The sequence below is a fragment of the Hornefia porci genome, from assembly GCF_001940235.1.
In the GTDB taxonomy this organism is placed as follows: domain Bacteria; phylum Bacillota; class Clostridia; order Peptostreptococcales; family Anaerovoracaceae; genus Aminicella; species Aminicella porci.
In genome coordinates, this window is record NZ_MJIE01000001.1 from 2,088,004 (window position 1) to 2,103,590 (window position 15,587).

Below are 15,587 nucleotides of genomic sequence, written 5' to 3' on the forward strand. Positions count from 1 at the left end.
ATCTCTCTCATTGACAAAAAAGAATTCTGCGAACCCGGGTACAGGAATGAGGCAGGGATTTTGTGGCAGGAAGTTTATGAATCGATCCGTTGATTGCCATTAAAAAAACTATTGGTGTTTTATTTGTGAGGAGGAAAACATGACGAGTAGTTTAAAAAAACTGGCTGTGCTGATTCTGTCTGCACTGATCCTTATCTCCTTCAGCATCATCCTGACGCCTCAGACATATGCGGCTGACGGTGATGAGAACAGTGTGGAGCTGACAGTAAAAGCCGAAGGCATGTTCAAGCCGGATTCTGCGACTCTGGTCAAATCCGGCGGCAAGAAGACGCTGATCATCAGAGACGACAGCACATCTTATGACAAGTACTATGTGGGAAAAGCTTCTGCTGCGCGCCTGTACGGATACGGCAGCGGCGCGGTCAACCCGACTCAGGAGACGATCGACGGCAAAAATTATCAGGTCTTTACTGTGGATGTAACCGGTATTGACCTGAGTAAATCATTTATCATCTCTACCCACTCAAAGAAAAAGCTGACATGGTATGAAAGAACGGTAACAGTCAATGAAAAAGAAAAGATACTTGATACTGTCGCCGGTGACGGAGCCTCGGTTAGTGCGAAGGACGGAGTTGAAAACGCGACACTGAAGGAGACCACAGAGAAGATTGAAACTGAAATGACAGAAGAGCAGGCAAAGGCCTATGTTGACGCCAACGACAGCCCTCTTCTGGTTGCAGGTCTGATCGGGGAAATCTATATCCATCCTAAAAAGACTGCTGAGGAGCAGGCAGCGCAGGCCGTTCTGACAGAGAAGACAGCGAAGATCGCGAAATATGCATATGATAAGCTGTCTGACGAGGACAAGAAAAATGTTCCGGAGATTCCGGACGGGCTCGGCTATGAATACCCGGGAGCAGGCGGAGCCGATTACTTTGTCAGCACCGGAGATGCGAGCAAGGACGATCCGCTGAATACGAAACCGGACAAAAAGAAGGAAATCCTGGTCTGCAGCTTCGGCACCAGCTATACTGACAGCCGTGTTGCCACCATCGGCGGAATCGAAAAAGCTCTGGCAAAGACTTACACCGACTACAGTGTAAGAAGAGCCTTCACATCTCAGGTAATCATCAATCACATCCTGGCCAGGGATGAAGAGAAGATCAACACTGTCAGAGAAGCCATGAACCAGGCTAAGGAGGCAGGCGTCACCAATCTGATTATTCAGCCGACCACATTGATGAACGGTGAAGAATATGACCAGATCAAACGGGATGTTGAACAGAACAAATGGGACGGCGTGACGATCACCTTCGCTGAGCCGCTGCTGGGCATGGCAGGCGATTCCGCAGACACCATCAACGAAGACAAGACCGCGGTCGCCAGAACTGCCGCAGAAGCAGCAGTAAAAGACGACGGAAAAGACGTCAGCGCGCTGACCGGCGACAGCGACACTGCTTACGTGTTCATGGGTCATGGAACCGGACATGCGGCAAATATCACCTACACACAGATGCAGACAGCGATGACCGGCCTCGGCTACAAGAATGCGTTCGTCGGAACCGTTGAAGGGGAAGAACGCAATGATCCTAATAATGCAGTTTCCGCTGTCCTCAAGAAGGTAAAAGACGGTGGATATTCCAGAGTTGTTCTGAGACCTCTGATGGTTGTTGCCGGCGACCACGCTAACAACGATATGAACGGGACCGATGAGGATTCCTGGAGAACCATTTTTGAAAAGGCAGGATTTAAGGTAGAAGGTCAGATCGCCGGCCTGGGTCAGATCGAAAGCGTTCAGAAGCTTTATGTGGCACACACACTGAAGGCTATGAGTGAACAGGTCGACCAGATGAAGAAGGACAGTGATGCAACAAAGGCAGAGCTGGAAAAAGCAAAGGCAGAACTGGCCAGGGCCAAGGCGGAGTATGCTGACTACAAGGCTAAGGTGGAACTCGCAGCGAGCTCAATTTCCGGTGTCAAAGCCAAGGCAGGCAAAGGCAGGAAGATCACGGTTTCCTGGAAGAAGAATTCTAAGGCGGAAGGCTACAAGGTCTATCGCTCCACCAAGAAATCCAAAGGCTTCAAGGCCGTGGCTACCGCGAAATCTGGCAAGACTGTGAAGGTCACTGTCAAGAGCGGACAGAAGAAGGGTAAAACCTATTACTTCAAGGTCAGAGGATATAAGAAGATCGCCGGAAAGACCTGCTACAGCAAATACAGCAAGGTTGTAAAGGTCAAGGCGAAATAAGGATCTGAAGGCCGCATCGCACTAAAGATCCTGAGTAACTGAATAAGGTAAAAGAGCATCTGAGGGAGGCTGGCGCACACGTGTGTAATCGTGGCAGCGCCGGCCTCTTTTAGTACTTTTTTTCTTGCGGCCGGGATAGTAATAGGGTAAACTAAACATACGACGAGTTTATATGAAATGAGCAGAGTATGGTTTCATAAGTCCTGTCCGGACGCTGAAAGCATATGATCAGATAAAGGGATGAAAAGAATGAACGACAGAAGAATCCTCCGAGATCTTTGTATTATGACTGTACTGGGGCTGCTGCTTGGACTGGCCGCCCTCGGCTTTGTGTACCACAGAGACTGTAAGGGAATTTTCCTGCGGAGCACGAGAATCAACGGCGTGAACGTTGCGGGCATGACGGCGGAACAGGCGGAGGATGCTGTAACAAAGAACTATTCGCTGAAGGTTTTGTTCAGGGAAGGAAAAAGGGAAACCCTGAAGGGTACGGCAATAGATTATGAGCTGGAAGAGCCTTCGATTATAAGACACCAGCTGAAAAGACAGTCCTTCGGGGAGTATCTGTCTTCTCTGTATCTGCATGGACAGCATTCCATGACTCTCAGGGGAAACTTCTCCGAAAAAAAGCTGCGCAAGGCTGTGATGAAATGGCCGGAGATGCAGGAAAAGAACATGAAAAAACCGAAGAGCGCCCGGGTATCCTATGAGGACGGGAAATTTTTTGTGGTAAAGCCCGCTAAAGGTACTGTGGTGAACAAGGGCAATGTTCTGGAGGCGGTGGAGGAGGCAGTAAGTGTTTCCATGACCGGTCTGGACATCAGCGGGGGATCCGGGTATTACAAAGATAAAGCGCCTGCCGTCAGTGAGAAACAGCTGAAGGAGGACTGCCGGCAGCTGAGCGGAATGTCCTGGAGCTCTGTGACCTATGAACTGCCGGACGGAAGTAAAAAGGTTCTGGACGCCAACCAGATGAAGGACTGGCTGGTCCGCGGCGAAGACGGACGACTGAAGCGGGATGATGAGGTCTGGGAGCAGAAGCTGACTGCCTTTGTGGCGCGGCTGGCCGATTCGGTCGACACTGTGGACAGCCCGCATAAGTTTAAGACGCATTCCGGAAAGGTGATCCGCCTTCAGGCCCGAGGCTATTACGGCTGGAAAATTGACCGGGAGGGTGAAGCCGCAAGGCTGTCGAAGGATCTGAAAAAGGGAGCGGACGTGGAGAGGAAACCGGTCTACGCCCAGACGGAGGCGGCTCCTTACAGCGATAATTACGGATTTGGAGATACTTATGTAGAGGTGAATCTCAACGCGCAGCACCTCTGGATGTACAAAGACGGAAGGGTTGTGTTCCAGACTGATGTGGTTTCCGGCACCCGCGGAGTCCACGAAACGCCGGCGGGCGCATACTTTCTGCTGACGAAGGCGCGGAATGTCGTTCTGCGCGGACCGGCAAAGACCACAACAGAGAAAAAAGGAAAGAAGACCGTCACGAAAACGTCTTATGAGTGGGAATCTCCGGTGAGCTACTGGATGCCGATTAATTATGAAGGCGTCGGTATGCACGACGCGAACTGGAGAGGCGTCTTTGGCGGCAGCATCTGGACCTATAACGGATCTCACGGCTGTATCAATCTGCCTCCTTCTAAGGCCGCCCGGCTGTTCAGCCTGGTTCAGACCGGAATCCCTGTGGCCGTGTACTACTGAGCATCTGAAATATGCCGCAGCGTATAGTAGTCGGAATGCGGCGCGATATGGGACGCCAGGCGTGCCGCGCCGGTGCCCAGCCGCGTCATCAGGGCGAGACCCCATCGCCGCCGTCCGTATTCTTTTCCGAAAATCCGCCGGATGTCTTTCGCGGATGAAAACGTGTAGAATTTCCTGCACGCTCTGAAAAATTCCTCCTGCAGTTCCCAGGGGGACATTTTGGTCGGCTGAAACACCACATTCATCATATCGAACCGGCTCCAGCTTCCGGGCAGGATGCGGCCCTGCGCCTCATAGTCTCTGTACACCGGCGTTCCGGGAAACGGCGTGAGAATCGCCGGCTGAAGCTGATAAGCGTGAATGGACTCGGCAAATGCGATGCTGCGGTCCATGTCGGACAGACCGTCCTCGTCCAGCCCCAGCACGATGCTTGCGATGACGCGTATCCGATGCCGCTTGCAGGCTTCTCCGGCGCGACAGATCGCCTCGATGTTCTGACCCTTCTGAATGCTGTCCAGCGCCTTCTGATTCAGGGACTCGATTCCGATCAGAACACGCGTCAGATGAGCCTGCGCCAGCAGCTCCAGCAGTTCCTCGTCTTCTGCCATATCCGTCCGCCCGAAGAAAAACGTTTCTCTGAAGGTCAGCCCCTCCGCGATCATGCGGCGGCAGATTTCCTTCGCCCGTTCTTTGTCTGCCGTAAAGTTATCGTCCTCGAAGTTCATGTACCGGAAACCCATTTCTTTGTAGCGGCGTATCTCAGCGAGTACATTGTCCACGCTGCGTTTCCGGTAGGGGTGAAACATTCTTGAGGTGGTACAAAAGCTGCATCGGCAGGGACATCCCCGGGTCGATATGACGTTGGCCGCTGCACAGGGCGTTTTCAGGATGGAATAATCCGGAAAAGGGACCTCGTCAATATTTTCAATCAGGGGACCCCGAACGACGGGTTCAGTAATGCGTCCTTCCACCACATCCAGAATCACTTTTTCTCCTTCACCGGTGATAATCTGATCTGCGTGCTCAAGCGCCTCCTCCGGCATCCAGGTGGGGTGCATCCCGCCCATCAGCACCCGTGCTCCGCTACGGCGATGAATCATATCGGCCAGCTCGTATCCGCGGGGAGCATTGGAGGTCATAAGGGAAAAGCAGAAGATATCGGTATCTTTCAGCAGCCGGTTGTAGGGCACTCTGCCGTTCAATTCCTCGTACACTTCCACCTTGTGACCGGCCCGCTTCAGGATTTCGCCCAGAATAAGCGGTCCCGTAATCGAATTCGGCTGACCGTAAATTCTGCCCGCCCAGCGATAGGGCGGAAATCTCTTTAATCCTGTTGTCGGGACGATAAAAACAATTTTCATTTTCTTCCTCCGCGCCGCAGTTTCTTTTGTACGGCATGCGACGTTCGCCGTAGCGTTGCCGCATCGCCGTGCTTTTTGTACGACGTCTGACAACCGGCGCATCGCCGCGTGCTTTTCTGTGCGACGTTTGACAACCGGCGCATCGCCGCGTGCTTTTCTGTACGACGCCTGGCAACCGCCGCACTCACTGTACAACCATTATCTTATCTATACACTTGTTCATCTTCTTAAAATGTATTATAATAAATCAGCGAACAAAAGCAAGGACAGATAAAAATGTGTGTGACAATATCGATACAGAAAGGATTTTTTGTACAATGGATAAGAGGATTTTGAAAACAAAAAAATGTCTGAAGGAATCGCTTAGAGAACTGATGTGTGAGAAGCCGTTTGAAAAGATCACGGTGACCGAAATCTGCAAGAGAGCCAGCACGGGCCGTGTAACCTTCTATAATTATTATGAGGATAAATATGATCTGATGGAGGATTGCTTTGAAGACCTGTATGAGCAGATTCGGGTCGGATTCCATGAACTTCAGCAGAAGAATAATCCTCATGACAGCTTTGAACTGCGTTTCCGGAATTTCCTGGATTCAATTCATGATGTGAATCAGGAATACGCAGATATCTGGGTCGACGATTCCTATACGTTTCTTATGATGTACTATCGCTTTGTGACGCAGACGCTGAAGAAGCTTGAGCTGTACGGAAAGGAGCAGGTGAAGACCAGGTACGATGTGGACAGGCTGAATTCTTTTCTGGTGCTGGGCTTCTGGGGATTTTTCCATGTCGGCGGCGGCGTCGCCAGCGCAGCAGAGGATGAGGAAATACGAAAGAGCGCCCATCAGCTCGTCAGGGATCTGGCCGCAGGAGGACTCTTCCGGAACTGATGCCGGATGAATCATCTCGACTCCCGTATTCCCGGATGAGTCGGTCTCCGCGTTCAGTTGAAAAGGGAGAGACGAAAAGCCTGTTCAAAATGCCAATAGAACGTTACGTTTATTAATACTTTCCCAAAATGCCGGACTATAGGTTAAGCCTGTAATCCAGCCAAATATACCGTGTTACGCCTCAAAGCAAGGCACCAGTTGACAAGCAACCCTGGAAAACAGCTCCTTTTGGCGGCGCAGCACCCCAGAATCTGCGAAAGATTCTTGTAAAAAAGTGCATAAAGCACTACCATATATAGTCCAGATATGATATAATAGGACTATATAAAGGAGTTGATTTTTATGCCAGTACCAGCTGAAATCAGAGCGGTCCCCCGGCCAGTCAATACCGTTGTAGATGACAACGGTGGGGATGGCCCCAAACGCTATGCTGTCCGGCAGCGAGGATCCTCGAAATACGTTCCCGGCGGCAACCCGCAGCCAAAAAACGGCAAGGTTATCGGTCACATTATTGACTACAAGTTTGTTCCTCTCCCCGAAAAGGATCCGGGTGCAGACTTGCCGGACATGTTGTCCTACGGAGCATCTGCTCTGGTCAAGTCTGTGACTGCAGACCTTAAGGAGGATCTGCTTGCGGTATACGACGCATCCGATGTCTATGCAATGATGTCTCTGGCTACCCTCCGGGTTATCAAGCCAGCCATTACAGCGGATCGAGCGCGGACGCATTACCTCAGGACGTTCGTATGCAAAGATTATCCCGGTGCAGCCATGTCCAGGAATTCCATCGGCAGTCTGCTTCAGCGGATCGGGATGAACGGATCCAGACGAAGACAGTTCTACCAGTTGCGAATGAAGGCAACGGCTGCCGACCATCACATTGCCATCGACGGGATGCTGAAGCAGGACAACAGCAAGGTCAATGACCTGTCTGCGTACTCCCGCAAGGCAAGAGTGCGCGGCATCTGCGAGGTATCCGTCCTGTATGCCTACGACATTGAACGGATGGAGCCGGTGTGCGCTGAGGTCTTCCCCGGCAACAGCATCGATGCTAGCAGTTATCCGGCGTTCATCCGTGACAATGACATCCGCAAAGGGATCATTGTCGCTGACAAGGGATTCCCACCAAGCAAGATCAAGGAGGAACTACAGGAACGTCCGGATCTGCACTTCCTCACACCGATCAAGCGCAATGACACACGTATATCGAGCAATGACATGCTCGCTTTCGAAGGCGTGCTGTCCGGCATCGATGCCCATGTGGTCTACAAGAAGAAGCAGATCAAGGGTGGCCGATACCTGTATGCCTTCAAGGATGCCAGGAAGGCATCCGCCGAAGAAGCCTCGTATCTGGCGAATGCTCAGAAGAAAGGAACCTTCTCTCCTGAGAAATATGCTAGGAAGCAGGCAACTTTCGGAGTGATCGTTCTTGAATCCGATCAGGATCTGGAACCAAAAGCCGCATACCTCTGTTACGAAGACCGCTGGCTTTTGGAGATGGTCTTCAATCGGTACAAGAGCGATGAATGCCTGGACCACACCGATGTTCAGGGAGACTTCTCCGTCATCGGCAGCGAATTCATCAATTTCATATCAACGGTTGCCACCTGTCGGATTATCCGCAAGGCCCAGAACGCAGGATTACTCGAGAAGATATCCTACGGCGAGCTGATGGATGACCTGGCATCTGCCTGGCGAAAGGCAGATGCTCCGGAGGAGCCGGCGACTGATGATGGCTATTGGGTTCACACGTTGCAACTCGTATTCGATGAGCTTGAAGCACTCGGTCTGTCAAGGCCTGTGCCGAAACCGGCACCGAAGAAGCGTGGGCGTAAACCCAAGCCCAAGGATGAAACCGAGCCGAAGCCTAAGCGCAAGCGCGGTCGTCCCCGGAAGGATTCAACCCCGTCTGCCGGTACTGTATAGTCCGGCAGATTGGGAATGTATTAGTTTATATAAAAATAAATTTACTCACTGATTTACTCATGCCATAGAGTAAATTAGACCAATTTAGCACCGCGAAGGGGCAAAAAACAGGAGGAAAAAAGACACGAAAAAACCCTCGATATCGTTGAAATATCAAGGGCTTTCAACTGGTCGGAGAGACAGGATTTGAACCTGCGGCCCCTTGACCCCCAGTCAAGTGCGCTACCAAACTGCGCCACTCCCCGACGTGCCTGTCTACTATTATGCGACATTTGCACGGAGAATTCAAGTAGAAAATATCAAAAACAACGGAATTTTAGTGCGGGAAAGTGAGAAAAGCGCGGGGCGACCCCCGGCCCAATGCGTGCTCAGCCATCAAATATGCCTGCAATATCAATAATACAAAGAATACATTCGGCAGCATACCGCAGTAATTTCGGGAGTTTTATCCTGAACGCTTTCGGCAATGAGATTCGGATGCGGTCGCATCCCCGGTCATGCACTATAAAAACAGGGCGTTTCTTCCGCACGGTCGAAATGCCCTGTTTCTCTGTCAAGACGTTTGTTCGGTTTTACGTCTGTTCGAGGCCGCGATGCTCTGTCGTGCCGTTGCTCTCCGCTATCGGCTGTCGTTTTCCGGCGGCTGTCGTTCGCCGGAGGAGAATACTGCGGCCCGCAGTGTTACGCCGCCGCCTCGGATTTTTCTTTGTGCTCGGCAAGCAGGGTACGCACGCCGTCTATGGCCAGCACCACTGCCAGGATGATCAGCAGGACGTCGAGCACGCTCATCGCGATCGCCCAGCCGGTGGCCTGCACAGACAGCTCGACGATTTTTCCCTTCAGGGTCAGCACCAGAGATGTGATTGTCACCACCAGCATGAATGCCATCGGGAACAGGAACATCTTGTTGTTCTTTCCGATTTTGCCGAGCCAGGTGGCCACAGTCAGCAGTCCGAGCGCCGCGAGGAGCTGATTAGCCGCGCCGAACAGCGGCCAGATGTTCGCATATCCGTGCATGCCCAGGAGGATGCCGCAGACTACAGTGATGAGAGTCGCGACGACAGGATTCGTTATGATTTTGCGCCAGCCCGTGGCTTCCTGCCATACCTGACCGCTTTCCAGGAAAAACTCCTGGAAGATGTAGCGGGCCAGTCTCGTGGCTGTATCCAGCGAGGTTAGGCAGAACACCGACACCGCCAGTACGAGCATTGTGAAGATCACGGATTCCGAACCCTTCAGGAAGGGAATCGCCGCGCACATTTTGGAGATTCCGGTTGCGAAGACGACCGTCGGGGTGATGACCTGTCCGGTCTTGAAGCTGCTCCACACATATCCTACGGCGATCAGAGAAATCACAGCCAGTGCACTCTCTACCAGCATTGCGCCGTAAGCGATGGGCCGGGCGTCTTTTTCTGTGTTAATCTGCTTGGCGGTTGTGCCGGAAGCGACCAGCGAATGGAAGCCTGAGATCGCTCCGCAGGCAATTGTTACGAACAGTGCCGGGAACATGTAGCCGAGGGAGGTTCCCTGTGCGAAGCCGTTATCCGCGTACAGCGTATCTTTGAAGCCGGTGAACGCCGGAATGTCCAGGTGCGACTGTCCCATGAGCGACGCGCCGACGATGCCGACCGCGGCCACCGCCATCATGAAATACAGCAGAAATGAACTGAGGTAGTCTCTCGGCTGCAGCAAAATCCAGACCGGCGTGACTGACGCCACAAGGATGTAAATTCCCAGGATGATCATCCACGTTGAATTGCTCAGGTACAAAGGATGCCAGTTCAGTCCGATGGCGATGATCACTACGATGCCGACGATGCCGAGAATCGTGGAGAGCAGCAGCGACGCTTTTTTGCGGTAGACAAAGAATCCAAACAGAATCGCCAGCACGATGAACAGCAGGGAAATAATCGCTGTCGACGCATTGGAGGCGCTGGCCGCGTAGTCTACGCTGCCGTCTGCCCGGAAGGTCGCCATAAAGGTGTTCGCCACAATAGACGCGAACGCCGCAACGACCAGAAGCAGTGTCAGATAGGCGAAAACCAGAAACATCCGCTTTGCCTTGCCGCCCATGGTGTCCGCGACAACCTCGCCGATGGACTGGCCTTTGTGCCTGATGGAAGCAAACAGCGCACCGAAATCATGCACCGCACCGAAAAAGATGCCGCCGATCAGAACCCACAGAAGAACCGGCACCCAGCCGAACACGGCCGCCTGGATCGGTCCGTTGATCGGCCCCGCGCCGGCAATCGACGAGAAATGATGTCCCATCAGCACGGGCGCCTTCGCCGGGCAGTAGTCCAGACCGTCCTCCATGGTATGAGACGGAGTCGGGCGGGACGGATCCACGCCCCACTGGTCCGCCAGCCATTTGCCGTAGGTTACATATCCTATGACAAGAGCGGCGATCCCGATCAGAAAAATAATGATTGCGTTCATAAATCAACACTCCCTTACAATACTACAAAATGCATATTGAAATAAAAAATGAAAACCCTGTTATCAGACTGCTCTGCGGAGGCCGCGAACGATGTCCCGCGCCGCGGCGTTGCCATAAACCCTGCGCCGCGCCAGATCCACGATCACGAACCTTCCCTGGCAGAATCCGCGGAAGGACAGACTGTAACTGCGGTAGAACTTCATGCGTCTGAGTCTGCGTATCGTTTCCGGTTCTACCGGCTCTTCGCTCAGAAAAATCCCGGTCACGAGGCTCGACATATGGTCCCTTGGCATGGTTCGTTGTCCCTGACGAATCAGCTGCGGCTCGATCACATCGTTCACCGCCGTCAGAAATTTTGTCAGATCCTCTTCCATCACCTTTCGGCGCCGGGCGAAAAACACGTGCTCATGATTCAGCGTTCTCCACAGCTCCGCTTTCTTTAACAAAACATACCTGGCGCTGGACGCGTCCAGCCGTGCGTATGCGTCGAAGACATGATCACCAGCGCGATATTCTCTCACAATATCGTAGCTGTCCTGATAAGTCGAAAGCAGTCTTTCAAAAAAATTTCTGTCCATCTACATTTCCTCTCCTGATAACGCCGTAATAATATCACTGCTGGGCAAAGAATGCAATAGTTTTTTGTTATTTAAAACAATTTTTTTTATTTATTTTTGTTGCGATGTTTTAACTCGTGCGGAAGAAATATTGCCATCAGTATTTTTAATCCTTCTGTGGAGAACAGAGCCGGAACGAGACTGACCGGAGCCGGCGCCTCAGCAGGTAAAAAATTACCTGCTACAGACTGGGAGCTTACTTTTCTGTTGCACAATGACGAAAAAGTCAATAAAATAGAAACGCAGCCATAATATTACAGCGCTGTCCGTCTTTCTTTTGTTGCTTCCCGGTATTGAATGGATAAATCGCTATAGGGGTGTAACGAGAGTTTCCCTTATATGGTCGTAGAGCGGTAAGCACGGGATGATCTGTACATAGATGTGGAATATTGGAGAGTAACAGACATATGGATTTTAAGGAACTCATGAACACGGCAGAGTATGATTTTCTGCGAACGAATAAGCGTCTGGGAGACAGGATTATGCTGCTCGGTTTGGGCGGCAGCTATGCTTACGGCACAAATAACGAAGGCAGCGATATCGATTTTCGCGGTGTCACGCTTATGATGCCGTCCGATCTGCTGGGACTGACAAAATTTGAGCAGTATGAGGATGATAAGACTGATACAGTTATTTATGGATTCAACAAGATGGTAAAGCTGCTTTTGGAGTGCAATCCGAATGCCTGTGAAATGCTTGGGTTAGATGAGGAACAATATCTGATCAAGTCGGAATTGGGGCAGGAACTTATCAATAACAGCAGGCTTTTCCTTTCCAAAAGAGCGGTTAAATCCTTCGGGGGATATGCGGGCGCGCAACTTCGCAGGCTTCAAAACGCTATCGCGAGAGATACACTGTCACAGAGTGGCGGGGAAAAGCATATCCTGAGATCAGTAATGAATGTGCTGGACGATTTTAATCGCGGATATGCAGGTAAAGAAAACGGGAGCATCCGGCTGTACATTGACCGGGCGGAGAATCCTGAACTGGAAACAGAGATTTTTGCAGATGTAAGCTACAGACATTTTCCTCTTCGGGATTATACGAATCTGTGGGGAACCATGAGGTCGGTAGTCCGTGAGTATGACAAGATCGGCAGGCGTAATAAGAAAAAGGATGAGGATCATCTGAATAAACACGCAATGCACCTGATCAGACTGCTTCAAAGACAGACCTGCCGGACAGTCCTGATATGAAGAAGGTGGAAGCTTTTGTGGAGCGAATCAACAGGAATGCTATGATCGGGATCGCGACTTTTGTGACCTGCAATCTGGCATAAATGTCGTTGAGTGAGATGGAACAGATCATAAGCTCTGATCAGGAGTGGTACCTCAAGGAGAAATATCTGGAACTGAAGAGGTGGTAATATGGCTTGATTTGTGATTCTTCCTCTCAGACGGCTGTCAAAGAATAATTATGGAAAAGAAGGGATCAATTTGCTGAAATTCAACAATCTTGAAGAACTGATCGGTGAAGCAACAAAAAACAGGCGGTGGAGCTTAAGAAGCCCAAAAGCTGGTGCAAAAGCGTCAGTGCCTTTGCCAATACATCAGGAGGCATTCTGATCTTTGGAATCGCCAATGACAATTCTGTTATTGGTTTGCCGGATGCAGAGCATGACGCGGAAGCAGTCAGTGAAATCATGAAAAACCGTCTGTCCCCTGTTCCGGAGTTCCACCTGTCTTTTCATGTGGCAGAAAATGGGAAGAAGCTTTTGCTGCTGCATATTTTCAAAGGGGAAGAGACACCATATTACTACTTGAGGCGGCGGATTATTCTTTTACCAAGCTGAGAGAACGGTTCAAGGTCTGGATCGGGAAGAGTTTAGTGGAGAAAGACTTATCATCCTTTGGGATGATCGGCACAAATGGGAACCTCACGAATGCAGGCGTCCTCCTTGCGGATGAATCCCCCATTCGATGGTCAAGAGTATTCTGCACCCGCTGGAACGGCAAAACAAAAAGCGGCGGCATTGTAGATGCGCTGAATCATGCCGAGTACGCTGGAAGCCTCATCTCTCTTTTGAACGACGCAGAATCGTTTATAAAGAATAACTCTAAGACCATTTGGAAGAAATTGCCTGACTCAAGACTTGAACTGCCGGAATTTTACCACAAGGTTGTGCCTCAGCTGAGAGAAATGACAGAGCTTTCCGAGCCGGATGATGAGGAAATACAGAGATACCTGCCGCCTGAAGCGAAGATATTCTATTATCTGGATGCAGAGGAGGATCAGGTGTTCGGCCGCGGGGTTGCTTTGTACAACACAAGGAGGCATAGCCTGTCGGAATCGCTGAATAACAGGCCCCTGGAGCCTTACCGTGATCTGGATGCGGAAATCAGAGCGCGTGATGCGATGGAAGCCTATTTCCCATACTATGATGAGGAGCGGGATCTGTTTTATAACGATCGGGAGGACGGGATCTGCCAGTTTCTGCAGGACGGCCTCGACCGGCTGTTCACCATCGGCGAGGTGCGCAGTACTGAGCGTTTCCAGAGCCTCGGCGTAAAGCGTACCATTCCGCTCAATATCGGTGTCTCCATGGAGAACAATCTGCTGGATCTGAAGGTGACGAGCGATGAATATTCGGAGGAGGAGCTTCTGGATATTCTTCAGGCCTACCGGGAGAAAAAGAAATTTTTCCGCCTGAAGAACGGGAATTTCCTGCTGCTTGCTGAACAGGAAAATAATGCGGTGGCGGAGCTCAGCATGATGCTGGATACGATGCAGGTGAGTCTGAAGGACTTCGTCCGCGGGAAAATGCAGATCCCTGCGTACCGTGCTTTGTATCTTGACCGGATGATGCAGAGTATGGAGAATGTATATGCCGACCGGGATCGGCACTTCCGTTCGCTGGTCCGGGATTTCCGCACGGTGGAGGAATCGGACTATGAAGTGCCCGAGGCGCTCCGGGGAGTGCTGCGTCCTTATCAGACAGTCGGGTATCAGTGGCTCCGCATGCTTGATCATTGCGGCTTTGGCGGAATTCTGGCGGACGATATGGGTCTGGGGAAAACGCTGCAGATCATTACGCTGCTCGCGTCTTTGCAGGGGGACGGGGTGTCGATGATTGTGACTCCCGCATCTCTGGTTTACAACTGGCGCGAGGAGTTCCGGCGGTTCGCACCGGAATTGAAGGTTTGCACGGTTACAGGAACGGCGGGAACGCGCCGCGATGTGATTGAGGCGGTGAACAAAGAAAACCGGGATGTGGATGTTCTGATCACCTCGTATGATCTTCTGAAAAGAGACATCGATGCTTACGAGGACGCTGAATTTCGCTTTGTTGTCCTCGATGAAGCACAATATATTAAAAACGCCAGAACATCGGCGGCCCGGTCGGTGAAGCTTCTGCGGGGGCAGACCAGATTCGCCCTGACAGGCACGCCTATCGAGAACAGGCTCAGCGATCTGTGGAGCATTTTTGACTTCCTGATGCCGGGTTTCCTGTTCGATTATGAGACTTTCCGGCGGGAGATCGAGACTCCGGTCGTCAGAGGCGGGGATGAGGCGAAGGCGGAGCAGCTGAAAAGAATGGTAACGCCCTTTGTTCTCCGCCGGCTGAAGCAGGACGTTCTGAAGGAACTTCCGGAAAAGCTGGAGGAGATCCAGTACACCTCTATGGAAAGCCGCCAGCAGCAATTGTATGACGCGCAGGTGCTGCATATCCGGAATCTTCTCGCGGAGGCGGACTACCAGAAGGACCGGTTCCGGATTCTGGCAGAGCTCACACGGCTGCGGCAGATATGCTGCGATCCCGCCCTTTGCTTTGAAAATTACCGGAAAGGCTCCGCCAAGCGCCAGCGCTGCATAGAGCTGATCCGGAGCGCGATGGAGGGCGGACATAAAATCCTGCTCTTCTCACAGTTTACCTCTATGCTGGAGCTTCTCGAGGAAGATCTGCGCAGTGAGGGAATCGCATATTACAAAATCACGGGGGCTACGGCGAAGGAAAAACGGATACGGATGGTGAACGCGTTCAACGGAGACGATACGCCGGTCTTCCTGATTTCGCTGAAAGCCGGCGGCACAGGTCTGAATCTGGTCGGGGCGGATATCGTGATCCACTATGATCCCTGGTGGAATTTCGCCGCACAGAACCAGGCGACCGACCGCGCACACCGGATCGGGCAGAAAAATATCGTCAGCGTCTATAAGCTGATTCTCAAGGACACGATTGAGGAACGGATTATCGAGATGCAGGACAGTAAGCAGAAATTGTCGGAAGACATCCTCGGGGCAGAGGATATTTCCAGCAGCGCCATCGACCGGGACGAGCTGCTGCAGCTCCTGGGGTAGTCCGTACCGCTGTCCGGACGCACCTCGCCCGGATGATTCACACCGCTGCCGGCCGCCGCCCGGGAGGATAATCCGTACCGCTGCCCGGCTGTGGCGCGG

Annotated in this window: 10 protein-coding genes and 1 tRNA gene; 7 read left to right on the top strand and 4 right to left on the bottom strand. The window is 51.8% G+C overall.

From position 1 onward, the window contains the following. Positions 1-139 precede the first annotated feature (139 nt). Together BHK98_RS09745 and BHK98_RS09750 are read left to right on the top strand one after the other, a co-directional pair. The gene (locus tag BHK98_RS09745) at positions 140-2,248 is read left to right on the top strand and encodes a sirohydrochlorin cobaltochelatase (protein ID WP_075713807.1); all 2,109 of its coding nucleotides are present in this window, start codon (positions 140-142) and stop codon (positions 2,246-2,248) included. Positions 2,249-2,497: 249 nt separating this feature from the next. Next, entirely contained in the window at positions 2,498-3,955 is a 1,458-nt protein-coding gene (locus tag BHK98_RS09750; protein WP_158024491.1) for a L,D-transpeptidase, read from the top strand. On the opposite strand, the gene BHK98_RS09755 is transcribed toward BHK98_RS09750, so the two are convergent. Continuing rightward, entirely contained in the window at positions 3,949-5,316 is a 1,368-nt protein-coding gene (locus BHK98_RS09755; RefSeq protein WP_075713810.1) for a B12-binding domain-containing radical SAM protein, read from the bottom strand. The genes BHK98_RS09750 and BHK98_RS09755 overlap by 7 nt on opposite strands. 332 nt (positions 5,317-5,648) lie before the next feature. On the opposite strand from BHK98_RS09755, the gene BHK98_RS09760 reads away from it, so the two are divergent. Further along, complete coding sequence (locus BHK98_RS09760; protein ID WP_158024492.1) at positions 5,649-6,206, top strand: TetR/AcrR family transcriptional regulator; 558 nt, start codon at positions 5,649-5,651, stop codon at positions 6,204-6,206. A gap of 342 nt (positions 6,207-6,548) precedes the next feature. Beyond that, entirely contained in the window at positions 6,549-8,132 is a 1,584-nt protein-coding gene (locus BHK98_RS09765; protein ID WP_075711788.1) for a transposase, read from the top strand. Between the two features lie 168 nt (positions 8,133-8,300). Here BHK98_RS09765 and BHK98_RS09770 read toward each other — a convergent pair. From BHK98_RS09770 to BHK98_RS09780, 3 genes are all read right to left on the bottom strand, one after another. Then, positions 8,301-8,377 (bottom strand) — tRNA-Pro (locus BHK98_RS09770). Positions 8,378-8,813: 436 nt separating this feature from the next. Next, positions 8,814-10,571: a carbon starvation CstA family protein gene (locus tag BHK98_RS09775; protein ID WP_075713814.1), complete on the bottom strand. Its 1,758-nt coding sequence runs from the start codon at positions 10,569-10,571 to the stop codon at positions 8,814-8,816. A gap of 63 nt (positions 10,572-10,634) precedes the next feature. After that, positions 10,635-11,150 carry a DUF8052 family protein gene (locus tag BHK98_RS09780; RefSeq protein WP_075713816.1) on the bottom strand — a complete coding sequence of 172 codons (516 nt, stop codon included), beginning with the start codon at positions 11,148-11,150 and terminating at the stop codon, positions 10,635-10,637. A gap of 446 nt (positions 11,151-11,596) precedes the next feature. On the opposite strand from BHK98_RS09780, the gene BHK98_RS09785 reads away from it, so the two are divergent. The 3 genes from BHK98_RS09785 (at position 11,597) to BHK98_RS13840 (ending at position 15,488) form a co-directional block, all read left to right on the top strand. Then, complete coding sequence (locus tag BHK98_RS09785) at positions 11,597-12,385, top strand: DNA polymerase beta superfamily protein (protein ID WP_192846824.1); 789 nt, start codon at positions 11,597-11,599, stop codon at positions 12,383-12,385. A gap of 296 nt (positions 12,386-12,681) precedes the next feature. Then, positions 12,682-12,981, top strand: coding sequence for an AlbA family DNA-binding domain-containing protein (locus BHK98_RS13835; protein WP_075713818.1), 300 nt, complete (start codon positions 12,682-12,684; stop codon positions 12,979-12,981). 35 nt (positions 12,982-13,016) lie between these two features. Continuing rightward, on the top strand, positions 13,017-15,488 hold the full coding sequence (locus BHK98_RS13840) for a DEAD/DEAH box helicase (protein WP_245796871.1): 2,472 nt from the start codon (positions 13,017-13,019) through the stop codon (positions 15,486-15,488). The last annotated feature ends 99 nt before the right edge of the window (positions 15,489-15,587 follow it).

Bases quoted from the DNA above. Each gene is read 5' to 3' on its own strand.
- BHK98_RS09785 (WP_192846824.1), top strand. From the start codon at position 11,597: ATGGATTTTAAGGAACTCATGAACACGGCAGAGTATGATTTTCTGCGA.
- BHK98_RS09755 (WP_075713810.1), bottom strand. From the start codon at position 5,316: ATGAAAATTGTTTTTATCGTCCCGACAACAGGATTAAAGAGATTTCCG.
- BHK98_RS09775 (WP_075713814.1), bottom strand. From the start codon at position 10,571: ATGAACGCAATCATTATTTTTCTGATCGGGATCGCCGCTCTTGTCATA.
- BHK98_RS09780 (WP_075713816.1), bottom strand. From the start codon at position 11,150: ATGGACAGAAATTTTTTTGAAAGACTGCTTTCGACTTATCAGGACAGC.
- BHK98_RS09750 (WP_158024491.1), top strand. From the start codon at position 2,498: ATGAACGACAGAAGAATCCTCCGAGATCTTTGTATTATGACTGTACTG.
- BHK98_RS09765 (WP_075711788.1), top strand. From the start codon at position 6,549: ATGCCAGTACCAGCTGAAATCAGAGCGGTCCCCCGGCCAGTCAATACC.
- BHK98_RS09745 (WP_075713807.1), top strand. From the start codon at position 140: ATGACGAGTAGTTTAAAAAAACTGGCTGTGCTGATTCTGTCTGCACTG.